General features: G+C 58.7%; 20 protein-coding genes. 13 read left to right on the plus strand and 7 right to left on the minus strand.

The annotated features are described in order from the left end of the window. Positions 1-73: 73 nt before the first annotated feature. The 10 genes from ACQE3D_RS20760 to cydX all read left to right on the plus strand — a co-directional run bounded on the left by ACQE3D_RS20760 (position 74) and on the right by cydX (position 8,693). A complete protein-coding gene (locus ACQE3D_RS20760) occupies positions 74-772 on the plus strand; it encodes an MBL fold metallo-hydrolase (RefSeq protein ID WP_313730629.1) in 699 nt (232 codons plus the stop codon). A 3-nt stretch (positions 773-775) separates the two neighbouring features. Continuing rightward, the gene (locus tag ACQE3D_RS20765) at positions 776-1,693 is read left to right on the plus strand and encodes a sulfite exporter TauE/SafE family protein (protein WP_064024706.1); all 918 of its coding nucleotides are present in this window, start codon (positions 776-778) and stop codon (positions 1,691-1,693) included. Between the two features lie 128 nt (positions 1,694-1,821). Next, complete coding sequence (locus ACQE3D_RS20770) at positions 1,822-3,453, plus strand: multicopper oxidase family protein (protein ID WP_313730628.1); 1,632 nt, start codon at positions 1,822-1,824, stop codon at positions 3,451-3,453. Between the two features lie 31 nt (positions 3,454-3,484). Further along, positions 3,485-4,516, plus strand: coding sequence for a sulfite exporter TauE/SafE family protein (locus tag ACQE3D_RS20775; protein WP_313730627.1), 1,032 nt, complete (start codon positions 3,485-3,487; stop codon positions 4,514-4,516). A 10-nt stretch (positions 4,517-4,526) separates the two neighbouring features. Beyond that, on the plus strand, positions 4,527-4,946 hold the full coding sequence (locus tag ACQE3D_RS20780) for a phosphate-starvation-inducible protein PsiE (protein WP_064024711.1): 420 nt from the start codon (positions 4,527-4,529) through the stop codon (positions 4,944-4,946). Between the two features lie 26 nt (positions 4,947-4,972). Next, entirely contained in the window at positions 4,973-5,209 is a 237-nt protein-coding gene (locus tag ACQE3D_RS20785) for a hypothetical protein (protein WP_313730626.1), read from the plus strand. Next, positions 5,199-6,764 (plus strand): cytochrome ubiquinol oxidase subunit I, encoded by a 1,566-nt coding sequence (locus ACQE3D_RS20790; RefSeq protein WP_313730624.1) that lies wholly within the window; start codon positions 5,199-5,201, stop codon positions 6,762-6,764. Before ACQE3D_RS20785 ends, ACQE3D_RS20790 begins: the two co-directional genes overlap by 11 nt. Positions 6,765-6,795: 31 nt before the next feature. Further along, positions 6,796-7,392, plus strand: a complete 597-nt coding sequence (locus tag ACQE3D_RS20795) for an aspartate carbamoyltransferase (protein ID WP_313730622.1) — start codon at positions 6,796-6,798, stop codon at positions 7,390-7,392. Positions 7,393-7,395: 3 nt separating this feature from the next. Then, positions 7,396-8,535 (plus strand): cytochrome d ubiquinol oxidase subunit II, encoded by a 1,140-nt coding sequence (gene cydB, locus ACQE3D_RS20800; RefSeq protein WP_313730621.1) that lies wholly within the window; start codon positions 7,396-7,398, stop codon positions 8,533-8,535. Between the two features lie 14 nt (positions 8,536-8,549). Then, positions 8,550-8,693, plus strand: a complete 144-nt coding sequence (cydX, locus tag ACQE3D_RS20805; RefSeq protein ID WP_064024721.1) for a cytochrome bd-I oxidase subunit CydX — start codon at positions 8,550-8,552, stop codon at positions 8,691-8,693. 35 nt (positions 8,694-8,728) lie between these two features. Here the strand turns inward: cydX and ACQE3D_RS20810 are convergent, their stop codons facing one another. Continuing rightward, positions 8,729-10,000: an ATP-binding protein gene (locus tag ACQE3D_RS20810; RefSeq protein ID WP_313730620.1), complete on the minus strand. Its 1,272-nt coding sequence runs from the start codon at positions 9,998-10,000 to the stop codon at positions 8,729-8,731. 127 nt (positions 10,001-10,127) lie between these two features. Here ACQE3D_RS20810 and ACQE3D_RS20815 point away from each other — a divergent pair, with 127 nt between their 5' ends. Together ACQE3D_RS20815 and ACQE3D_RS20820 are read left to right on the plus strand one after the other, a co-directional pair. Next, on the plus strand, positions 10,128-11,876 hold the full coding sequence (locus ACQE3D_RS20815) for a bacteriohemerythrin (RefSeq protein ID WP_071156110.1): 1,749 nt from the start codon (positions 10,128-10,130) through the stop codon (positions 11,874-11,876). 24 nt (positions 11,877-11,900) lie between these two features. Beyond that, a complete protein-coding gene (locus ACQE3D_RS20820) occupies positions 11,901-13,205 on the plus strand; it encodes an HD domain-containing phosphohydrolase (RefSeq protein WP_313730619.1) in 1,305 nt (434 codons plus the stop codon). 13 nt (positions 13,206-13,218) lie between these two features. Here the strand turns inward: ACQE3D_RS20820 and ACQE3D_RS20825 are convergent, their stop codons facing one another. After that, positions 13,219-13,923: a DUF6901 family protein gene (locus ACQE3D_RS20825; RefSeq protein WP_168033226.1), complete on the minus strand. Its 705-nt coding sequence runs from the start codon at positions 13,921-13,923 to the stop codon at positions 13,219-13,221. A 68-nt stretch (positions 13,924-13,991) separates the two neighbouring features. Between ACQE3D_RS20825 and ACQE3D_RS20830 the strand changes: the two genes are divergently transcribed. Further along, a complete protein-coding gene (locus tag ACQE3D_RS20830; RefSeq protein WP_071156114.1) occupies positions 13,992-14,561 on the plus strand; it encodes a response regulator in 570 nt (189 codons plus the stop codon). A 25-nt stretch (positions 14,562-14,586) separates the two neighbouring features. Here the strand turns inward: ACQE3D_RS20830 and ACQE3D_RS20835 are convergent, their stop codons facing one another. From ACQE3D_RS20835 to ACQE3D_RS20855, 5 genes are read right to left on the minus strand one after another with little or no spacing between them, the layout of a single operon-like run. Then, entirely contained in the window at positions 14,587-16,710 is a 2,124-nt protein-coding gene (locus ACQE3D_RS20835) for an EAL domain-containing response regulator (RefSeq protein ID WP_071156116.1), read from the minus strand. Further along, the gene (locus ACQE3D_RS20840) at positions 16,707-18,680 is read right to left on the minus strand and encodes an ATP-binding protein (protein WP_313730617.1); all 1,974 of its coding nucleotides are present in this window, start codon (positions 18,678-18,680) and stop codon (positions 16,707-16,709) included. Before ACQE3D_RS20840 ends, ACQE3D_RS20835 begins: the two co-directional genes overlap by 4 nt. Next, the gene (locus tag ACQE3D_RS20845; protein ID WP_064030369.1) at positions 18,677-19,291 is read right to left on the minus strand and encodes a DUF1638 domain-containing protein; all 615 of its coding nucleotides are present in this window, start codon (positions 19,289-19,291) and stop codon (positions 18,677-18,679) included. The genes ACQE3D_RS20840 and ACQE3D_RS20845 overlap by 4 nt, the downstream gene beginning before the upstream one ends. Then, positions 19,288-20,313: a uroporphyrinogen decarboxylase family protein gene (locus ACQE3D_RS20850; RefSeq protein WP_313730616.1), complete on the minus strand. Its 1,026-nt coding sequence runs from the start codon at positions 20,311-20,313 to the stop codon at positions 19,288-19,290. The genes ACQE3D_RS20845 and ACQE3D_RS20850 overlap by 4 nt, the downstream gene beginning before the upstream one ends. After that, positions 20,310-20,978: a cobalamin B12-binding domain-containing protein gene (locus ACQE3D_RS20855; RefSeq protein WP_071156139.1), complete on the minus strand. Its 669-nt coding sequence runs from the start codon at positions 20,976-20,978 to the stop codon at positions 20,310-20,312. Before ACQE3D_RS20855 ends, ACQE3D_RS20850 begins: the two co-directional genes overlap by 4 nt.

Below are 20,978 nucleotides of genomic sequence, written 5' to 3' on the forward strand. Positions count from 1 at the left end.
TGCGAGCTATTGGCACGGCTCTTGATTACGTATTGACAACGTCTACCCGATTCAACCAACCTGGAGAACGACGATGCTTTTCCGCCAACTCTTCGAATCCGAAACTTCCACCTATACCTATTTGCTCGGTTGCGAACGTACCCGCCGCGCCTGTCTGATCGACCCGGTCGCGTCGGAAGTACCCGCTTACATCGATTTGCTGACCAGCTTGAACCTGAAACTGGTGTACACGATGGAAACCCACGTCCACGCCGACCACATTACCGGCGCCGGACGCTTGCGGGAAGCCTTGGGCAGCAAAAGCGTCGTGCATCGCGACGCCGGCGCGATGTGCGCCGATTTGCTGGTCACCCACGGCGTGCCGCTGCAAATCGGCGACCTGGACTTCGAAGTCCGCCATACGCCGGGCCATACCGCCGGCTGCGTATCCTACGTGATGAGCGACCGGGTGTTCACCGGCGATGCGCTGTTGATCGGCGGCAGCGGCCGGAGCGACTTTCAACAAGGCAACGCCGGCCAACTCTACGACAGCATCACCGGCCAACTATTCACGTTAGCTCCGGACACGCTGGTGTATCCGGGGCATGACTACCAAGGCAACACCGTCTCGACCATCAAGCAGGAGATGGCCAAAAACCCGCGCATCGGCCAAGGCCGTAGCCGCGAGGAATTCATCGCGATCATGGCGGAACTGAAACTGGCCTATCCGCGCTTCATCGACCAAGCTTTACCGGCCAACCAATCCTGCGGCATGACCGAAGCCGGAGCCTAAGCCATGATCACGGCCTTCGCGTTGGCGATTGCGATCGGGTTGCTGCTGGGCCTGTTGGGCGGCGGCGGTTCGATTCTGACCGTGCCGGTATTGGTTTACTTGCTGCACGTCGCGCCGAAAACCGCCATCGCCACCTCGTTCGTCGTGGTCGGCATCTCCAGTCTGATGGCCTTGATTCCGCACGCCCGGCGCGGCCACGTTTGCTGGAAGAGCGCGCTGGCCTTCGGTACCGCCGGCATGCTGGGCGCCTTCGGCGGCGGCCGGTTGGCCGGCCAATTCTCCGGCGACCTGCTGATGGCCTTGTTCGGTCTGGTGACATTGGTAACGGCCTTGGCGATGATCGCCAACAAGCGGCCGCCGCGGCCCGACGAAGTCGTTTCAGGCGGTCTGTGCCCGCTAAATACGCCCTACCCGCGCCTGTTGTTCGACGGCTTGCTGGTCGGCGGCCTGACCGGTTTGGTCGGTGTCGGCGGCGGCTTTTTGATCGTGCCCGCGCTGGTGTTGCTGGTGGATTTGCCGATGACCGCGGCCATCGGCACCTCGCTGCTGATCATCGTCATCAACGCGGTAGCCGGCTTGGCCGGTTACAGCAATCATGCCGAGCTGGATTTGACGTTGACCTTGACCTTTACCGGCGGCGCGGTGGTCGGCAGTTTGCTCGGCGGTTGGTTGTCGAACTACTTAAGTCCGGCGGCCTTGCGGCGCGGTTTCGGCTGGTTCGTACTGCTGGTGGCCGGGTACGTTCTGTCCAACGCCGTGACCGCCGAACTGTGGAGCGAATTGCAGGACTTGATAGCCGATCGCGCGCATGTCAACCGCTTGTTGGCCGGCATCGCCATTTTGCTGACCTTGTTGCTGATTGGCGGACGAATTCATCGCCGGCCGCCCGGTGCGTCGGCTAAACGGCCACTGACGCATTAATCGCGAAGCGCGGAGACGCTAAGCGCTCGACCGCGAACGCCACGGCGTTTCGCGCCGACCCAGGGACGGCCGCCGTGCCGGAATCGCCGGGCGGATAATAACGATAACCGAGGTTCGAGGGGGGGAATATGTCTCAAACGTTCAGCCGTGCGCGTCGGCATTTTTTCGCGCAAGCAGGTGCGGGTCTGATGGCTTGGGCAGCGATGCCCGGCTTGGCGCGGGCGATGGAAGGCATGGGCGACATGCCGAAAACGCCGCCGCGTCAGGCTTCGGCCAACTTTCACCCGGACGTCGAACTCGACTTGATCTGCCAGCAAGCGACTCAAACGATATTGCCCGGCCAGCCGACGCGGGTATTAAAGTACACGGGAAAACTGCTGAGGGGCCCCGCCGGCACGTTGACCGAATTGCCGGATTCTTATCTGGGGCCGCTGTTGCGTTTCGAAACCGGCCAAAAAATTCGCATCAATCTGCGCAACCGGCTGCATGGCCCCACCATCACCCATTGGCACGGCCTGCACGTGCCGGCCGAGATGGACGGCCATCCGCTCTACGAGATTGCCGCCGGCGAGACCTACGTTTACGAATTCGAGATGCGCAACCGGGCGGGCATGAACCTGTATCATCCGCACACCCACAATTTGACCGGCAAGCATGTCTACCAAGGCTTGGCCGGCGCCATTCTGGTGAATGACTCCGAAGAACGCCGTCTGGGACTGCCGGACGGCGAATACGAAATTCCGATCGTGATCCAAGACCGCCGCTTCGACGGGCAAAACCAACTGGTATACGCCAGCCACATGCACGACCGAATGATGGGATTCTACGGCGACCGAATTCTGGTCAACGGTTGCCCCGATTTTCAGCTCGACGCCGACGCTCGGGCTTACCGTTTCCGCGTCCTCAACGGCTCAACGGCGCGCATCTACAAACTGGCTTGGGACGACGCTAGCCCCGTCACCGTCATCGGTTGCGACGGTGGTTTGCTGGAAACCCCGATCGACAAACCTTACGTGATGCTGGCACCCGGCGAACGTATCGACGTCTGGGCGGATTTCAGCGGGCGTAAAGTCGGAACGCGGTTAACGATGCGCAGCCGTTCTTTTTCCGGCGTATTGCCCGGAATGGGCGAGCGAATGATGGGCGGCATGCACGGCTCGGCGCTGCCGGTTGGCGGCGATTACCCGATTTTTCAAGTGCGGATAGCACGACCGGCCGGCGACAGTCCGGCATTACCTCACAAATTGTCTACTATTAAACGCTATCGGCCGACCGATACCGCCAATCCGCGACAACCCGTCCCGATCGGTATCTCGGAGGGCCCGATGCGCATGGTGCTGAACGATAGGCCTTACGCGTTCAACGACATCCAGCCCGGCGAACGCATCCAGGTCGACACTTTGCAAACCCTGGAAATTTTTCATACGCACGGCGGAATGGGTCGCGGCGGGATGATGGGCATGGGGCGGCACGGCATGGGCGGCAATATGGGCATGATGATGGCGATGGCCCACCCCATCCATTTGCACGGTCAGCAATTCCAGATTCTCGAGCGCGACACGGCCGGCGTAAGCGCGGATTACGCATCGGTCAAGGACGGCTTTATCGATAGCGGCTGGAAAGACACCGTGTTGGTCATGCCGGGCGAACGGATAAAAATGATCAAACCGTTCCAGGATTTCAAGGGCTTGTTTATGTATCACTGCCACAACCTGGAACACGAAGACATGGGGATGATGCGCGACTTCCTGGTGGAATAGCGCTTCGCCCAAGATAGCGGAGGATCGAATCATGTCGGTGGAAAAAGTACAACTCGACATTGGCGGCATGCATTGCGGCGGTTGCGAAGCGGCCATCGCGGATATTTTGCAAGCCCTGCCCGGCGTTCAGGTCGATGCGGTCAGTTATGCGGAGCACCAGGCCAAATTTAGCTACGACAACCGCTTGATCGATCTAAACCGCGTGCAAGCCGCGTTGGCGGCGCGCGGCTACCAAGCCAATCCGCGGCCGGCCGCCCGAGCCGGTCGCGTTTGGAGCATGTTGGCGTTTGTGCTGCTCTTGATCGGCGTCGGCGGCGTGACATTTTGGGGCAAAAGTCTGATGCCGGACGTGATGCGGCAAATCGGACCGCACATGGACCGCGGTCTGTTGTTGGGTCTGGGCTTTTTGACCGGCTTTCACTGTATCGGCATGTGCGGCGGCTTCGTGGTCGGCTACACCGATCCGACAAGCGGTAAATTTCGGCAAGCACTGTCTCACTTGGTGTACGGCTTGAGTAAAACCGCTTCCTATGCCGTGATCGGCGCCGGATTCGGCTTGCTGGGCGCCTTGATCGCGATTACGCCGACGATGCGCGCCGTCGCCGCGTTGGCGGCCAGTCTGTTCTTGGTGCTGTACGGGCTGAAAATGCTGAATGTTTTCGGTTGGTTGCGGCATTTTGGTTTACGCGGACCGGCCGGGTTGAACCGGCAAGTCCGCGAGGGTCTACGCCGGCGGCGGCGCGGCCCGTTGACGACCGGCCTGCTGACCGGCCTGTTGCTGGGCTGCGGACCGTTGCAAGCCATGTACGTGATGGCGGCCGGTAGCGGCGATCCGCTGCAAGGCGCGACGATTTTGAGCTTGTTCGGTCTCGGCACCCTGCCGCCCTTGTTGGGCTTCGGCCTGTTCGCCACGCTGTTGCCGGCCGGCGTGATGCGGCAATTGCTGAAAGTGTCGGCGCTGTTGCTGATCACGATGGGGGTGATGATGGGCATGCGCGGCATGAAAATGTTGAAAGCGGCTCCGGCCGACCCGGCGGCGGCCATGCACGGCCAAATGCACTGAGGAAAGCCGCATGCAACCGCAACGTTTCGACCTTTGGTACGAACGCAACAAGGTCAGGGCCGACCAAATCGGCAACCTGCTGATCGAAGCCTTTCATTACCTGGCCCTGTTCGTGATTGGCGCCAGCATCGTCTGGTCGGCGGTGGTGGCCTATGGCGGCATGATGATGCAGGGCCACGCCACGATAGGCGACATCTTGCTGTTGTTTATTTATCTGGAACTGGGCGCGATGGTCGGCATTTATTTCAAAACCAATCTGATGCCGGTACGTTGCTTGATTTACATCGCGATCACCGCGCTGGCCCGACTGCTAATCGGCGATATTCAAGCCCACCACCAGGCGGGACCCGGCATTTTGATGATTGCCGGCGCCATCCTGATGCTGGCGATCGCCACCCGGATCATCCGCAAACCCACCGACGACAACTAAGCACACGGACCCACGGAGTCAAACTCATGCAAAACGTCAAACCCATACCGCCCGACTTGCCCCGCGCCGGATTGTTGCGCTGGGAAATCGGCGTCGCCCTGCTGATCAAATTGCTGTTCTTGATCGGCCTTTGGTTTTTACTGTTCCGCTGGCTCGACCGTCCGGCCGGGCCGCCGGACATCGCCGCCCGACTGGCCCTACCCGCCGCGACGCCGGCAACGCTTTCCACCACAACCGTAAAGGAGTCCAACCATGTTCGGTGACGATATAGTCATGCTGTCCCGCATGCAGTTCGGTCTAACCGCGCTGTACCATTTTTTATTCGTGCCGCTAACGCTGGGCATGACCTTTATTCTCGGCATCATGGAATCGGTGTACGTGATGACCGGCAAGGAAGTTTATAAAGACATGACCCGCTATTGGGGCAAGCTGTTCGGCATCAACTTCGCGATGGGGGTGACGACCGGTCTGACGCTGGAGTTTCAATTCGGCACCAACTGGTCGTATTACTCGCACTATGTCGGCGACATCTTCGGACCGCTGCTGGCTAGCGAAGGCTGGATGGCGTTCTTTCTGGAATCGACCTTCGTCGGCCTGTTCTTCTTTGGCTGGGATAAACTGTCCAAGGTTCAACATTTGAGCGTGACTTGGCTGCTGGCGATAGGAACCAACGTGTCGGCACTGTGGATTTTGATTGCCAACGGCTGGATGCAATTTCCGGTCGGCGCCGAATTCAACTACGAAACGCTACGCATGGAAATGACCAGCTTCGCCGACGTGTTCTTCAACCCGGTCGCCCAAGTCAAGTTCGTGCATACCGTCGCGGCCGGCTACGTGACCGCCTCGATGTTCGTGCTGGGCATCAGCTCCTGGTATTTGCTGAACAAGCGCGACATCGGCTTTGCCAGACGCTCGTTTTCGATCGCCTCGGCCTTCGGCTTGGCGTCCATCCTGTCGGTGATCGTACTCGGCGACGAGAGCGGTTATACCTCGGGCGAAACCCAAAAAATCAAGCTGGCGGCCATCGAAGCCGAATGGGACACCCACCCCGCCCCGGCCAGCTTCACGGTGTTCGGTTTCCCGGATCAGGAAAACCAACATACCGACTATGCGATCAAGATACCGTTCGTACTGGGCTTGATCGCCACCCGCTCGATCGACGAGGACGTCAAGGGGCTGAAAGACTTGCGCGGCGAAAGTGCCGAGCGCATCAAGAGCGGCATGATCGCCTACGCCGAATTGCAGAAACTGCGGGGCGGCGACCTGAGCGCCAAAACGGCATTCGACGCACATAAGGCAGACCTCGGTTACGGCCTGCTATTGAAAAAGTACACCGAAAAGGTCGCGGACGCCACGCCGGCGATGATAGAAAAGGCCGCCGACGACACCATCCCCCGCGTCGCGCCGCTGTTCTGGACCTTCCGGATCATGGTCGCCTGCGGCTTTACGATGCTGTTCATCTTCGCGATGGCGTTCTATTACTGCGCAACCCGCGTCGCCGATCAAAAACGCTGGCTGATGCGGATGGCGGTTTGGTGCATACCGCTGCCGTGGATCGCCGCGGAAACCGGCTGGTTTGTCGCCGAAGTCGGCCGCCAACCCTGGACCATTTCCGGCGTGTTGCCGACCCATCTGAGCGTGTCCAACCTGGAAGCCGGCCAGCTCTGGTTCAGCTTGGCCGGTTTCGCGCTGTTCTATACGGTATTGCTGATTATCGAGATGTATTTGATGCTGAAGTATGTCCGGCTCGGGCCTAGCAGTCTGCACACCGGCCGGTACTGTTTAGAGCGCGGCACGGCGACTGCCGGTGCCCACTGAGTGAGCCATCGTCGATAAATAGGAGAATCGAATGAAGCATATCCATCCATCTCTGCTAGCCCTGGCGATCGTCGTCTCGGCCGGCACCAGCCAGGCACAACCGCCGGCCAGTCCGGCCCGTTTGGACCAGGTCGCCGAACGCGGCGGCCACGTCATGCCGTTCGCGTTGGACAAAACCCTGCATGTGTTCGAAAAGACCGAACACGGCGGTCTGCAGCAAGTGATTGCCAAGGACGCCAACGACGCCGAGCAAATCAGTCTGATTCGTCAACATTTGGCCGACATCAGCGCCGGCTTCCGCAACGGCGACTTTTCCAGACAGCGGCGAATACACGGCGACGACATGCCGGGCCTGGCGGAATTGGCCGCCGCGGCGGGCGCGGTGCGATTCGATTACCGCGAGTTGCCCAATGGCGCCGAAATCGAATATTCGGCGGAGCAGCCGGCCCTGGTCGACGCGATCCACCGCTTTTTCGGCGCTCAGCTCAGCGATCACGCTCGCCACGCCGTCGGCGGGCAAGCCATGAAATGCGAGCATGACGGACCCGCCGGCGATGCCAGTCGCATGCGCGACACGCGCCACGGCCATCGCGGCCGCAACGCGCAATCTACACACCCACAGGAGTAAGTCATGTTCGATTACGAAACCATACGAGTCATCTGGTGGCTGTTCATCGGCGTCGTCGGCATCGCCTTCGCGCTGACCGAAGGCTTCGATTTCGGCGTCAGCACGCTGTTACCCTTTATCGGCCGCAACGACATCGAGCGCCGCGTCATCATCAACACGGTCGGCGCCACCTGGGAAGGCAATCAGGTTTGGCTGATCCTGTTGGGCGGGGCGGTGTTCGCGATCTGGCCGGCGGTTTACGCCACGCTGTTCTCCGGCCTTTACGCGGCCATGTTGCTGGTGCTGTTCTCGTTGTTTTTCCGGCCGGCCGGCTTCGACTACCGCAGCAAGATCGAAGACCCAATCTGGCGTAACACTTGGGATTGGTGTTTGTTCCTGGGTGGCACCTTGCCGCCGGTCTTGCTGGGCGTACTGGTCGGCAATCTGATCCTGGGGCTGCCGTTCCATCTGGACCAAGACTTGCGCACCTTTTACGACGGCACCTTCCTGGGCCTGCTGAGCCCGTTCGCGCTACTGTGCGGCGTTACCGGCTTGTTGTTGACCACCTTCCACGGCGCGCTGTTCTTGAAATGGCGTAGCGAGGGCACGATACATCATCGTTCGATACTCGCGGTCGAACTGCTCGGACCACTGCTGCTGACCGCGCTGCTGGCGGCGACGCTGTGGGTGTTCTTCGGCCTGGAGCGCCCGGAAATCACGCAAATGGCGGCCGGCGACGCGCCGTCCAACCCCTTGCGCAAAACCGTGGTGGCGGCCGGGGCCGGCTGGTTCCAACACTTCATGGCCTACCCTTGGATGTGGCTGGCGCCGGTGGCCGGTTTCATCGGTCTATTCGCCGCTTGGCTATTGGGCAAGGGCGAATCGCGTGGCGCGGCATTCTGGTTCAGTAGCTTGGGTATCGCCGGCATCGCGCTGACGGTCGGCTTCGGCCTATTTCCGTTCTTGCTGATTTCGTCCACCGATCCGGGCTCCAGTTTGACGCTATGGGACGCCAGTTCCAGTCACACCACCTTGTTGTGGGCGTTCTGGATCACCGTGGTATTCCTGCCGATCGTATTGCTGTACACCCGATTCGTTTACAAAGTGATCTGGGGCAGCGTGACCGAGGAAACCGTCCTGAACGACAGCCATACTCTTTACTAATTCGGAGACACACTATGTGGTACTTTGCCTGGATACTCGGCGTCGGCTTCGCCGCCGCTTTTGCGATCATCAACGCGATGTGGCTGGAATCGGTCTGCGATATCGACCGCCACGGCGTGGACGAATCCTGCGATCATCTACGCCAACGCAACGACTGACGGCAGACCCGGCCGCGCCCGCGCGGCCGGGTTTCTTATGTTTGGGAGATCGGCAACACGACTCGAAACGTCGATCCCCGCCCGAGTTCGCTACTGACTTCCAGCCGTCCGCCGTGTTTTTTGATGATGTTTTGCGATACCGACAGCCCCAAGCCCGTCCCCTTTCCGACCGGCTTGGTGGTAAAGAACGGCTCGAACAGACGGTTGAGATGTTCGGGAGCTATGCCTTCGCCGGTATCTGCGATCTCCACCCACGCTTCGGCGCCGGCCGTACCGGTGCGAATCGCGATCTCGCCCGTGGTCTTGATGGCTTGGCCGGCGTTGATCAGCAGATTCATGAATACTTGGTTCAGCTGTGACGGCAGACAATGGACGGGCGGCACTTCGCCGTATTGTTTGCTGACGGTGCAATGGTATTTCAGCTCGTTCCAAATGATGTTGAGCGTCGAATCCAGACCCTTATGCAAATCGGCCGTTTCCCACAGGTTTTCGTCCGCGTGGGAGAAGTCCTTCAAATCCTGGATGATGCGCCTGACCCGCGCCAAACCTTCCCGCGATTCGGCAATCAACTCGGGTATGTCGTTGCGTAGAAAAGCCAAATTCTTGGCCTGTTTTAGCGCGCGAGCCCGCGCCAATGCGTCGCTATCGGTTTGACCGCCCGCCACCGCCGCGTCGCAGGCGTCGAGCACGGCAAACAGATCGGCGATATAGTCGTTTAACGCATTCAGATTGGACGTGACGAAGCCGATCGGGTTATTGATTTCGTGAGCCACGCCGGCCGCCAATTGCCCGATCGCCGCCATTTTTTCAGATTGCAGCAATTGCAGATGCACGTGTTGATTTTCCTGTTGCCGGCGTTGTACTTCGGCCTCCAGAAAAGCGTTTTGATTTTGCAACCAATCCCGGGATTTCTTCAGTTCCAGATGAGTGCGCACCCTGGCCAACAAGATCGACAAATGGCAGGGTTTATTGATGTAATCCACCGCGCCCAATTGCAGGCCGCGCTCTTCGTCGCTGCCCGAGGTGAGCGCCGTGACGAAGATCACCGGTATCGAGGCGGTGGCCGGATCGGCCTTCAAGCGTTCGATGACTTGATAGCCGTCCATGTCCGGCATCATCACGTCGAGCAGAATCAAGTCCGGACATCCGCCGGCCCGTATCAGTTGCAAGGCCCGTTCGCCCGAATTGGCCACCAGCACGTCGTAATACGGTGCCAGCGCCTGTCCGAATACCGTCAGATTGGTCGGATCGTCGTCGACCAACAGGACAGTCGCGTTAGAATCGGTATCGGAAGTTGCAATGTCCATCGGATCGCTTACAGTTATGAGGGTATGAGCTAAAGGCTGAGGCTCCTCGGCCGACAACCCTGTTTGATAAATCATTCTCCGGGTATTATCCGGCCTTCAAATCCAGAGAACCAATGTTAATACATCCATGGCTATATTAACCTGGAGCAATCAGCTCAATGTCGGCATTCCTTCCGTCGATGCCCAACACCGGCGGTTGGTGGAAATCCTCAACCGGCTGGACGAGGCGGTCGCGGTCGGCGACGAGCCTCGCGCTATCTTGGATCTGGTCGCGGCATTGATCGATTACACCGATTACCATTTCAAGCACGAAGAAGAGCTGATGCGGGCCGGCAATTACGCCGCCGACGACTTCGAGCTGCATTGCCAGCAACACCGAGACTTCGTCGCTACCGTAGTGGCCGAGCAACAAAAAGCCATCGCCGAACCCGATCGGGTGTCCAATGCCTTGCTGGAATTTCTGGTCGGCTGGCTATCGTCGCACATTCTCTACGCCGACAAGAAGATGGCTCAGGCCATCAACGACACGCATCCGGACAATCCGGAAGCGCTGAAGCAACAGCAGACCGACATCATGCAAAGCAACTTATATTCGGCGTTACGAGAGAGCGAAACTCGCTTTCGAGCGCTAGCCGACCTGTTGCCGGCGCTGATCTGGATCACCAATGCCCAGCACGTTCCGATTTTCTGCAATCGCTATTGGCTGGAGACCTTGGGCTTGGCGAAAACCGAACTGAACCTGGAAAATTGGATGCAATTGATCGACGCGCAAGACCGGGCCAGGGTCAGACAAAGCTATTTGCAGGCGGCGGTGGATTTACAGGCGGTACAGCTCGAATACCGGCTGCTGCCCGCCGGCAAGCCGCCAATTTGGGTGCTGGAAACCGCGGTTCCCAGGCTACGCGGCAACGGCCGGTTTGCCGGCCTGATGGGCTGCGGCATGGACATCAGCGTGCAAAAACAAGCCGAAACGGCGTTGGAAGGCTTAGTCGAACAGCGCACTCAGGAGTTGCGGATCGCCAACGAAACGCTGCTGATCGAGAAAAACCAGGAAAGCTTGCTGAACCAACAACTCAAGGAAGCGCAAAACCACCTGCTGCAATCGGAAAAAATGGCGTCGATAGGCCAACTGGCGGCCGGCGTGGCCCATGAAATCAACAATCCGCTCGGCTATATTTACTCGAATCTGAACACGCTGCGCCAATATCTGCAAGACCTGTTGAAACTGAGCGAAGCCGGCGAACGCTTGGCGGGCCAATTGCCGGCCGATCACGCCGAAGCTCAAACCTTTCGTAACCTGCAAAAATCGCTGGACCTTGCCTTTATCAAAAGCGATCTGCCGGATCTGGTAAACGAGGCGATGGAAGGCGCGGTGCGCGCCAAAAAAATCGTGCAGGACCTGCGCGATTTCTCGCGGATCGATACCCAGGAGCTGGCGCCGTTCGATTTGGAAGCCGGCTTGAACGCCACGCTGAACATTATCAACAACGAGCTAAAATATAAGGCCGAAGTCGTCAAGGAATACGCCGGACTCAAACCCTTCGCCTGCGTCGGCGCCCAACTGAACCAAGTATTCATGAATCTATTGGTCAACGCCGCGCAAGCTATCGACGACTTCGGCAAAATCACGATACGGACCGGTTACCAAGACAACGATTGGCTGTGGGTAGAGATCGAGGACAGCGGCCGCGGCATTCCGGCCGACATCCGCAATAAAATCTTCGATCCGTTTTTCACGACCAAACCGGTCGGCAAGGGAACGGGCTTGGGGCTGTCGCTCTCTTACAAAATCGTTCAGGATCACCGAGGCCGCATCGAACTGGAATCGACGCCCGGACAGGGCAGCCGGTTTCGGGTGTGCCTACCCATCCGCTAATCCGCCGCAGGCAAGGTAACGACCATGACCGACCCGACCGCCACCGAATCCGCCGCCGCGCCGATCAATCTGCTGTTCGTCGACGATGAAGCCAACATTCTGAAGGCCCTGCGACGGCTGTTTCGCGGCGGCGATTATCGGGTGGAAACCGCCGAAAGCGGCGCCGAAGCACTGGAAATTTTGGCCCATCAACCTATCGACTTGATCATTTCGGACATGCGCATGCCGCAAATGGACGGCGCCGAATTCCTGACCCGCGTCGCCGAGCGCTGGCCGGACACGGTCCGTATTCTATTAACCGGCTACGCCGATCTGGAATCGACCGTGGCGGCGGTCAACAAGGGACGGATTTATTGCTATTGCAGCAAGCCATGGGAAGACAACGAACTGAAAATTCTGGTCAACAACGCCGTCGAGCAAAAGCGTCTGCGCGACGAACGCCAGCGTCTGTTCGGGATCATCAACCGCCAAAACGAGGAGCTTAAGGAACTCAACGTCCATCTCGAGGAAAAAGTCGAGCATCGTACCGAACAGCTGCGGCTGTCGTTGCAAAAGCTGGATCAAGCTCACAATGCCTTGAAGCGGCAGTATGTGGATTCGGTAAAAGTCTTCGCCAAAATCGTCGAAATGCGACCCGGCATCAAGAGCGGCCATTCGTTGTTCATCGCCGAAAACGCCCGCAATGTCGCACAGCGGCTGGGCTTGAGCGCCGACGAAGCGCGCGACGTACTCTATGCGGGCCTGTTGGCGCAGATCGGCAAAATGAGCCTGCCGGACGAATTGCTGCGGCAACCGCTGCACCTGATGTCCAGCCACGACAAGAAGCGCTATTTGCAAAACGGCCGGGAAGGTTTCAATCTACTGCAAGGCATCGACGCCCTGCAAAATGCCGCCAATATCATCCACCACCAATACGAACATTTCGATGGTTCCGGCGAACCCAACTCGCTGCACGGTTCGGAAATTCCGCTGGGCTCCCGCATCCTGGCGGTGGTCCGCGACTATATCTGCTTTCTGGACGGTTTCATCACCGGCTCGGCGATGACGGTAGACCAGGCCAAAAGCCGCTTGCTGTTGCGCAAACACAGCGATTACGATCCGGATGTCGTCGAGTCCTTCTTGCGATTGTTGTCGGAAACCAGTGTTGAAGACACGCGCCCGGTCATCGAAATTTCCTGGACCCAATTGCAAGCCGGCATGGAAGCCGCCGAAATCATCTGCAACGACGTGCTATACCTAAAGAACACGATCCTGACCGCCGCTCAGGTGGATAGTATCCTGGACATGCGCAAGCGCAGCAAAAACCTGGTGCTGCGTATCCGGGTCTAACGGGCAACGCCGCTCATTTCACGCCGTAACGTTTGAACAAATAACGCAGGTCTTCCAGGCCGTCCTCGATAGACCAGGTCACCGATTGCGATAGCAGATCGAGCACGATGATCGCATTGACGGTGGCGTCCTGACTGCTCGCCGCCTTGAAGCGCCGCGTCAGGGCTCGATTGACGATCTGCAACTGTTCGTAAATGTCGCTCAGTCTGTCCAGCTCCAACCTCGCCTCGCGGCCGTCCTTGTGCAAGAAATATTGCGCGAGCAAAAACATCGACGTCGTCCGGTAAACCGTTTCCTCGGCACTGGCCAGCGGCAAATGAAAATGCGCCATCGGTTTCAGAAATTCAGTATGCGGACAAGGACTGGTTGCCATGATCAAACCGAGGATGGAACTCAACGCGCGCTGCAACGTGGTATCGCCGCTGACGCTACGCTCGGTGGTGACGACTTCCACCTTGACATTGGTATAGGAAACCAAGGTCCCGCTCCACTCGATCAACGAAATCAAATTGATCGCCACTGGGCAAAACGGCGAACGCTCGACCGACAACGGGCAGTTTTCGCACTGCTGATAATCCAGCTTGCTCCAGAACGGCGGGGCCTCCGGCGGCGGCGCGACCAACGTTTCCGAACCCGCGTCGATCTCCAGCAGCAAATCCCGAGAACTGCCGTCCTCGAAGGTCAAGGTATATCGAAAAAAGTTGTTTTGCTTGTACACGTCCGCGAAAACCCTAACTATGATTATGTTATTGACGCAACGAGCCAACGACCCGCCTCCCTACGCCGATGAACGCCCAACCCGCCCGCATCCTGATCGTCGACGACGAACCCAACATCCTAAAAGCCCTGAACCGGCTGCTGCGCCCCTACCAGGTCGTATCCGCCGACAGCGGCGAGCAGGCGCTGGTGCTCGCCGGCAAGCAACCGTTCGATCTGGTGATCAGCGATTACCGGATGCCAGGCATGGATGGTATCAGTTTTTTAATGAAATTCATGGTTCTACAGCCGGACGCCGTTAGACTGATCCTGACCGGTTACGCCGACTTGGAAGCCACGCAACAGGCTATTAACGAGATTGGGGTATTCCGATTCTTGAACAAACCCTGGAACAACCACGAAATCGTCAACGCCGTCGAAAAAGGTCTCGAATTGAAACGGGTGTTGTTGGAAAACCGGCGACTGGCCGATCAGGTCCGCGACCAACAAACCCGCCTCGACCAGCAAGAGGCGATTCTACGCGCCCTGGAAGCCGAAGAACCCGGCATCACCAAGGTCAACTGGGGGCCCGACGGTTCGATTATTCTCGATCCCGCCGACCTGGACGACAACGAGCCGCTCAACGACTGGAAACGCTGAGCTTGGCCGCGCCAAGATTTCGCGTTCATTCCTGGTCCGAGGCCAAACCATTCCCCAAATCCAGCCACTGGGGATTCGGCTGCCAATTGGCGATCCAATCGGCCAATCGCGCGGCCGGAATCGGTCTGGCAATACAAAAGCCCTGCGCCTGTTCGCAACGCAGTTTCAACAATTGTAAACCCTGCTCGACGCTCTCCACGCCCTCGGCCACCACCTGGCGGCGAAAGCTGCCGGACAGGTTGATGATGCCTTCGACGATCGCCAAGTCTTCGGGATCGCGCAAGATATCGCGGATAAAGGATTGATCGATCTTCAGCACTTCGGCCGGCAAGGCTTTCAAATAGGTCAACGACGAGTAACCGGTACCGAAATCGTCGAGCGCGAACGTGACGCCCATCTTCTGGCATTCGCGCATGACCTGGTAAACCCGGCCGATGTCGGCGAGCGCGGCGGTCTCCAGAATCTCCAATTCCAGACAAGAGGCCGGCAAGTCGGGGTGGTCGTTCAGATGCGCCGCCAAGCGCCTAGTGAAATCCTCGCGCAGCAAATGCCGCGGCGCGATATTGATCCCGATCTTGATCGTCAAGCCGTTTCGCCGCCATTCTTCCAGATGATCCAGCACGCTGCGCAAAACCCAATCGCCAATCTCGACGATCAAATCGCTGTTTTCGGCGACCGGTAAAAACTCTTGGGGCAATAACAGCCCGCGTTGCGGATGGCGCCAACGGATTAAGGCCTCGGCGCCGAGCACCTTGCCGGTGCGCATATTGACCTTGGGCTGAAAAAATAACTCGAACTCTTGGTTACGCAAGGCTCGTTCGACGTCGGCCAACGCCCTGCCTCGCTCGTGTGCGGCTTTATCCGACGCCGGATCGAACAAATTGTGACGATTCTTGCCGGCGTGTTTCGCGCCGTACATAGCTTGATCGGCATGCCGCAGCAAGGTATCGGCATCGGCGTCGTCATCCGGAAACAAGGTAAAACCGATGCTGGCCGACACCCGTAAGGCCAGATTGTCGATCAAAAACGGCCTGGCCACCGCGGCCAAAACCCGCTGCAAAATCGATTCGCATTCGTCGCGATCGGGCAAGTCCAGCAACAGCAAGACAAACTCGTCGCCGCCGATCCGCGCCACGGTGTCGCCCGCCCGCAAGCATTCGGTTATGCGCCGGGCAATCGCAATCAACAGCTGATCGCCCAATTCGTGACCGTAACTGTCGTTGATCGGCTTGAAACCGTCCAGGTCCAAATAGCAAACCGCCATCTGCCGTCCCGAACGCCGGGTCTGGGCAATCCCCTGAGTCAGCCTGTCGACCAGCAGCAAGCGATTGGGAATCCCGGTCAACGGATCGAAATGAGCGATTTGCTCCAGATCGTGCTCGTGGTTTTTCAACTGAGTGATGTCGGCAAACAGACCGATGAAGTGGTGAATCGCGCCGTTCTGATCGCGCACCACCGAAATCGAACTGAGTACCGCGTAATGCCGGCCGCTCTTGTGCCGATTCCACAGCTCGCCATGCCAATAGTTTTGCTCCAACAACGTGTGCCACATCGTCTGGTAAAACTCGGCCGGCTGGCGGCCGGATTTCAGGACCCGCGGATTCAGTCCCAACACCTCGTCGCGCTGATAACCGGTGATTCGGGTAAACGACGCATTCACATCGATAATCAGATTGTCGGCATCGCTAATCACGATGCCGTCATGGGTGTGGGCGAACACGCTGGCCGCCAAGCGCTGCTCGGCCTCCCGCGCCAGCAGCGCCATCCGCAAGCGCTCCCGTTCCAGCAAATTATGAATCCGTAATCTGGCGACATTGATGTCGATGGGCTTGGTCAAATAGTCGGTGGCCCCCAAGGCCAGCCCGGCCATTTCGGTATTTTTCTCGTTGAGAGCCGTCACGAAAATGATGGGTATGTCCTTCAAGCCGGCATCCGCCTTAAAGCGCCGGCAGGTCTCGAAACCGTCCATGTCGGGCATCATAATGTCCAGCAATACCAAATCGGGTGGGTCGTCCTGAGCCAGCGCCAGACCTTTCGCGCCGGACGTGGCGATTTGAACCGAATATTCGTCCTGCAACGCCATGCCCAACAAGGCCAAATTGGCTGGCGTATCGTCGATCGCGAGGATTTTTAGTTGACGTTCGCTCATAGCGGACCGCTCCCGGTCGAGGTTTCGGCGCGCAAAGCCCGTAACCGGACCAGCGCCCGGTCGAAACTCATGTCGTTGATCGCTTGCCCCACCGCCAGAAACCGGTTTTGCAGCGGACTGCCTTGCAGCAACTGTTGTAAGGCCTGGTATTTGCCGACCGCGTTGAACAGATTTTTTTCCAATAGCCCATCCAGCTCATCCAACATAACCGCGATCCGCTCCGAGTCCAGTTGCACGGCGGATTCAGGCACGGTTGCCGCCGCTTCGACAGTGTGCCATCCGGGCAAAAACCGGGCGAGTTGGCCCTTCAAGGCGCTCAGCTCCAAGGGCTTGACCAATACGGCATCCATCCCGGCATCCAGACAACGCTGCCGATCTTCGGCAAAGGCATGACCGGTCAGCGCCACGACCGGCACGCGCCGGCCGCCTTCCCCAGCTTCCCGTTGCCGCAGACACCGGGTTGCTTCGTAGCCGTCCATGTCCGGCATGCGGCAATCCATCAACACCAGATCGACGGCCTGTTCGGCCAGCACCGCGAGCGCGCGCCGGCCATCCTCGGCACTGATCAGCCTGACCCGCTGGTCGGACAACATCGCTTCGACGACCGCCCGATTGGTTTTATCGTCGTCGACGATCAAGATATTCGGTATCCGCCCATCGGTCGGCTCGACGAGTTGCCGGCGAGGTTCGCCGACCGACGGCATTGGATCGGCTGCCGGCTCGACCTCCGTCGGCTCGCCGCGCACCCGAAACCAAAACCGGGCGCCCGAGCCCGCCGCGCTGTCGACGCCGGCGCATCCGTGCATCAGTTCGGCGAAACGCCGTACGATGGATAGGCCCAAGCCGGTGCCGCCGAATCGGCGGGCGGCACCGGTATCGATCTGGGTGAACGGCTTGAACAGCAGTGCTTGTTGCTCCGCCGGGATACCGATGCCGGTATCGCTGACCGAAAACTCCAATTCGGTAGCGCCGGTTTCGCCGACCCATTCCCGACCTTCGATCCGAATTTCGCCGCGCTCGGTAAATTTGATCGCGTTACTCAGCAAATTCGACAGCATTTGCCGCAAGCGCACCGGATCGAGCAAATAATGCCGGTCGGGCTCCGCCAGCCAATCGGCGTGTAGCGACAAACCTTTTTGGCGGGCGCTCTCGGCATAAAGCTGACGCGTTTCTTCGATGATCACGGCCGGCGCGACGGCGACTTGCACCAATTCCAGCTTGCTGGCCTCGATTTTGGAAAGATCGAGGATATCGTTCAACAAGGCCAACAGGGTTTGCCCGGAGGTCAGTATGGTTTGGGCGTACTCGCGATGCTTCTCCGGATTGCCGCCCGGAAGGCTCAATAATTGGGCCATGCCCAGAATACCGTTCAGCGGCGTGCGGATTTCGTGCGACATCGTCGCCAGAAAGTTACTTTTGGCCCGGTTGGCGGTTTCGGCGACACGCGTCTTGATTTCGTTATTCAAGATCAAGGCCATATGCGAAAGAAAGGGTTGTAGATAGTCGCGCATTTGTGCCGAACCCAATAAATCGGTCATTTTGACGACGCCGATCAATTCCTTGCCGACCAGTAACGGCATCACCCAAGTGCAGGCCACCGGCACCTCGGTACCGCGCAACAAAGTGTGCCGGGCGTCGCTGGCGGATTCGATAAAGCGCTGGCTGCTAAAGGCTTCGGCGACCAGCGGGTCTCCGATCTCGGTCAACACGCAACGCTCGCCGAACAAATTGGCGTAATGGAGTTTGCCTTCGTCGAGATAGTAAATTTCCACATTGCTGCCGCCCAAGGTGCCGCAAAGCGCCGCCATCCAGCTTTCCAGCAAACTCTCGACGCCGGCGACGGTATTCAGCAATTCGACCATGTGCAACACCAAGTATAAATTGGCTTTTTCTTCGGATAACTTGCGGACCCGCGCCTCCAGGTGCTCGATGCGCTGTTGCAGATGGCGAGGATCGGCCGCCGCTGTCATGATTCCTCGGCCAAACGGCGTTGAATGGCATCGGCCAATACTCCTTCCAGATGTTCCAGGCCAACGTCCCGCCATAGCAACGGCAAATCGACGAAACGGGCGGCCGCCTCGGCGGCCGACGTGAAGTCGCCGTTGCAAGGCGTGCGCAAGGCCAGAATATATTTGTGGCTGCTATGAAAGATTTCCCGGACTACGTCCAGTTTGGTGCCGAAGCAGGCGGTAATCATCGGCTCCCAGGTCAACGCCCAATCTTCGACCAGAAAATACGCGCCCTTCTCCAGTTCTTGCATGAACGCCTCGTAGCCGAGCAGCATGACGATGCAATTTTGGCCGTGGGTCCGGCAGGTGTGGTGCTCATCCAGGAAATGTTCCATCAAGGGATGGCAACCGCCGTAAAACACCACGGTTTTTTCGCCGGCCTGTTCGCGCTCGGTCAAGGCCTGATTCAATTCGTCCGAAAGCCGATTGAGATAGTTGTGCAACGCGGAATCCAAAAAATAGGTGTGCACGTTCCAGCGGTTCTTTTCGATCAGCAGATCCACTTCCTTGCGTAGGATGCCGCAGCCGACCATGGTCAGCGGCGGGTCTTGCTTGAGTTCGAAGCTTTTCATTCCAGCCTCCCGTATTCGAAAGCGGCATCGACCATCGCGCGGATGTTGGCTTCCGGCACCGCCAACGGCATCACACCGTTGCCGAACAGAAAATGGCCGCCGGGTTTGCCGATGTCGAGAATGCGCTTGACCTCGGCGCGGGTCTGTTCGGGCGACCAATGAATCATTTTAATGTCGTCGATGACGCCGCAAGTCAACCCGCGCGCGCCGATCAGCCGCTTGGCTTCCGCCAGATCGGCCAACGGACTGATATAGTGAGTGCGGATGTCCAACTCGTCGAACACCCAATCGATGACGTCGTTAAACGGCGCCATGCCGCAGTAATAGACCACGTTTTCCACACCGTCGGCCAGATCACTGCGCATCCAGGGCAGCACCAGGTTTTCGATCTGCTTGCGGCTAACGAAGGCCGGCGAGCCGAACGGCGTCGAATACACCAATACATCGGCCCCGGCGGCACGGAGAGCGGCGATTTCCTGGCGGAAGAATGCCGAGCACTTACTCAGCAATTCATCGCGCAGATCGAAGGGGCCCAGCAAAAACAACTCCAGCCACTTGTCCATCCCCATCAAGATGGCCGGCAAGGTGGTCGAGGCGGTGATGTACGCGCAAATCGGATGAGTGCCGCCCACTTCGGCGCGCAAAATCCGCAAGCAATCCGCCATGGACTGCCAGGCCGGTAACAAGGTGATGTCGGCCGGCACCTCGAATTTAGCGATGTCGTCCAAATTCTTAATCACGAAATCGGCGACATTGGGCACGCCGTCGTCGGCGAACAATATTTCCCGGCAACCCAACAACTCGGCTTCCTTGCCAACGTAATGCAAACTCCACACGTTGTCGTGGCCGTACAATTTCAACAGCCGCAATTGCGCCTCGGCCACCGCCGCGCCGTCGGCGAAATAATCCTTGGCCCGCATGCCCAGCAGACCCGCGCCGTGGTCTAACAGATTACAGAACACCGGGATACGCGGCGCCGGTTCGCCGGCGATCGCGGCGGCGAGAATTTGCGACGGGGTCATGGCTTCACCTCCCGAATCAAATCGACGATGACCTTCGCGGCGGTCACCCCGTCGGGCGCCCAGGCATCGGCGCCGACCTTGATGTACAACGCCGGGTCGAAGCGGTAAGGCGCTCCGCCCACCGCCAATTTAATCCGGCCTTCCAAGCCGCGTTCCTTCAGCAAGGCCCGCACCCGCGTGCTGCCTTTCTCGCCGGTCGCGGTGTGGACCATCATCGCGGAAATCGCAATCACCTGCGCGTCTTCCTCGACCGCGGTATCGACGAATTTTTCGGCGCTGACGTTAGTGCCCAAATCGACGACATCGACCATCAGCGACTTCAAGCAACCGCTGACGATGCGTTTGCCCAAGGAATGCAGATCGCCGTAAGCCGCGCCGATGACGACCCGGCCTATCATTTCCGGCGGTTTCCGGAATTTTTCCAGCATGCGCTCGGTCACGTCGGCGGCGATCTGCGCGGTCATGAAATGCTGAGCCAGATTGGCGTCCGGATCTTTTTCGATGATTTCCATCATCTGTTCGACGGCCGGAATCACCAGTTTGAAGACCACGTCCTCGGCACTGAGTCCTTGTTCCAACGCTTGATTGACGACAGCGAAAGCCCCTTGTTTGTCGGTTTCGAAAACCGCCTCGTTGTAAGACTTGATGTAGGACTCCAAATCCAT

It is taken from the genome of Methylomonas sp. MS20 (genome assembly GCF_050275925.1).
In the GTDB taxonomy this organism is placed as follows: Bacteria; Pseudomonadota; Gammaproteobacteria; order Methylococcales; family Methylomonadaceae; genus Methylomonas; species Methylomonas koyamae_A.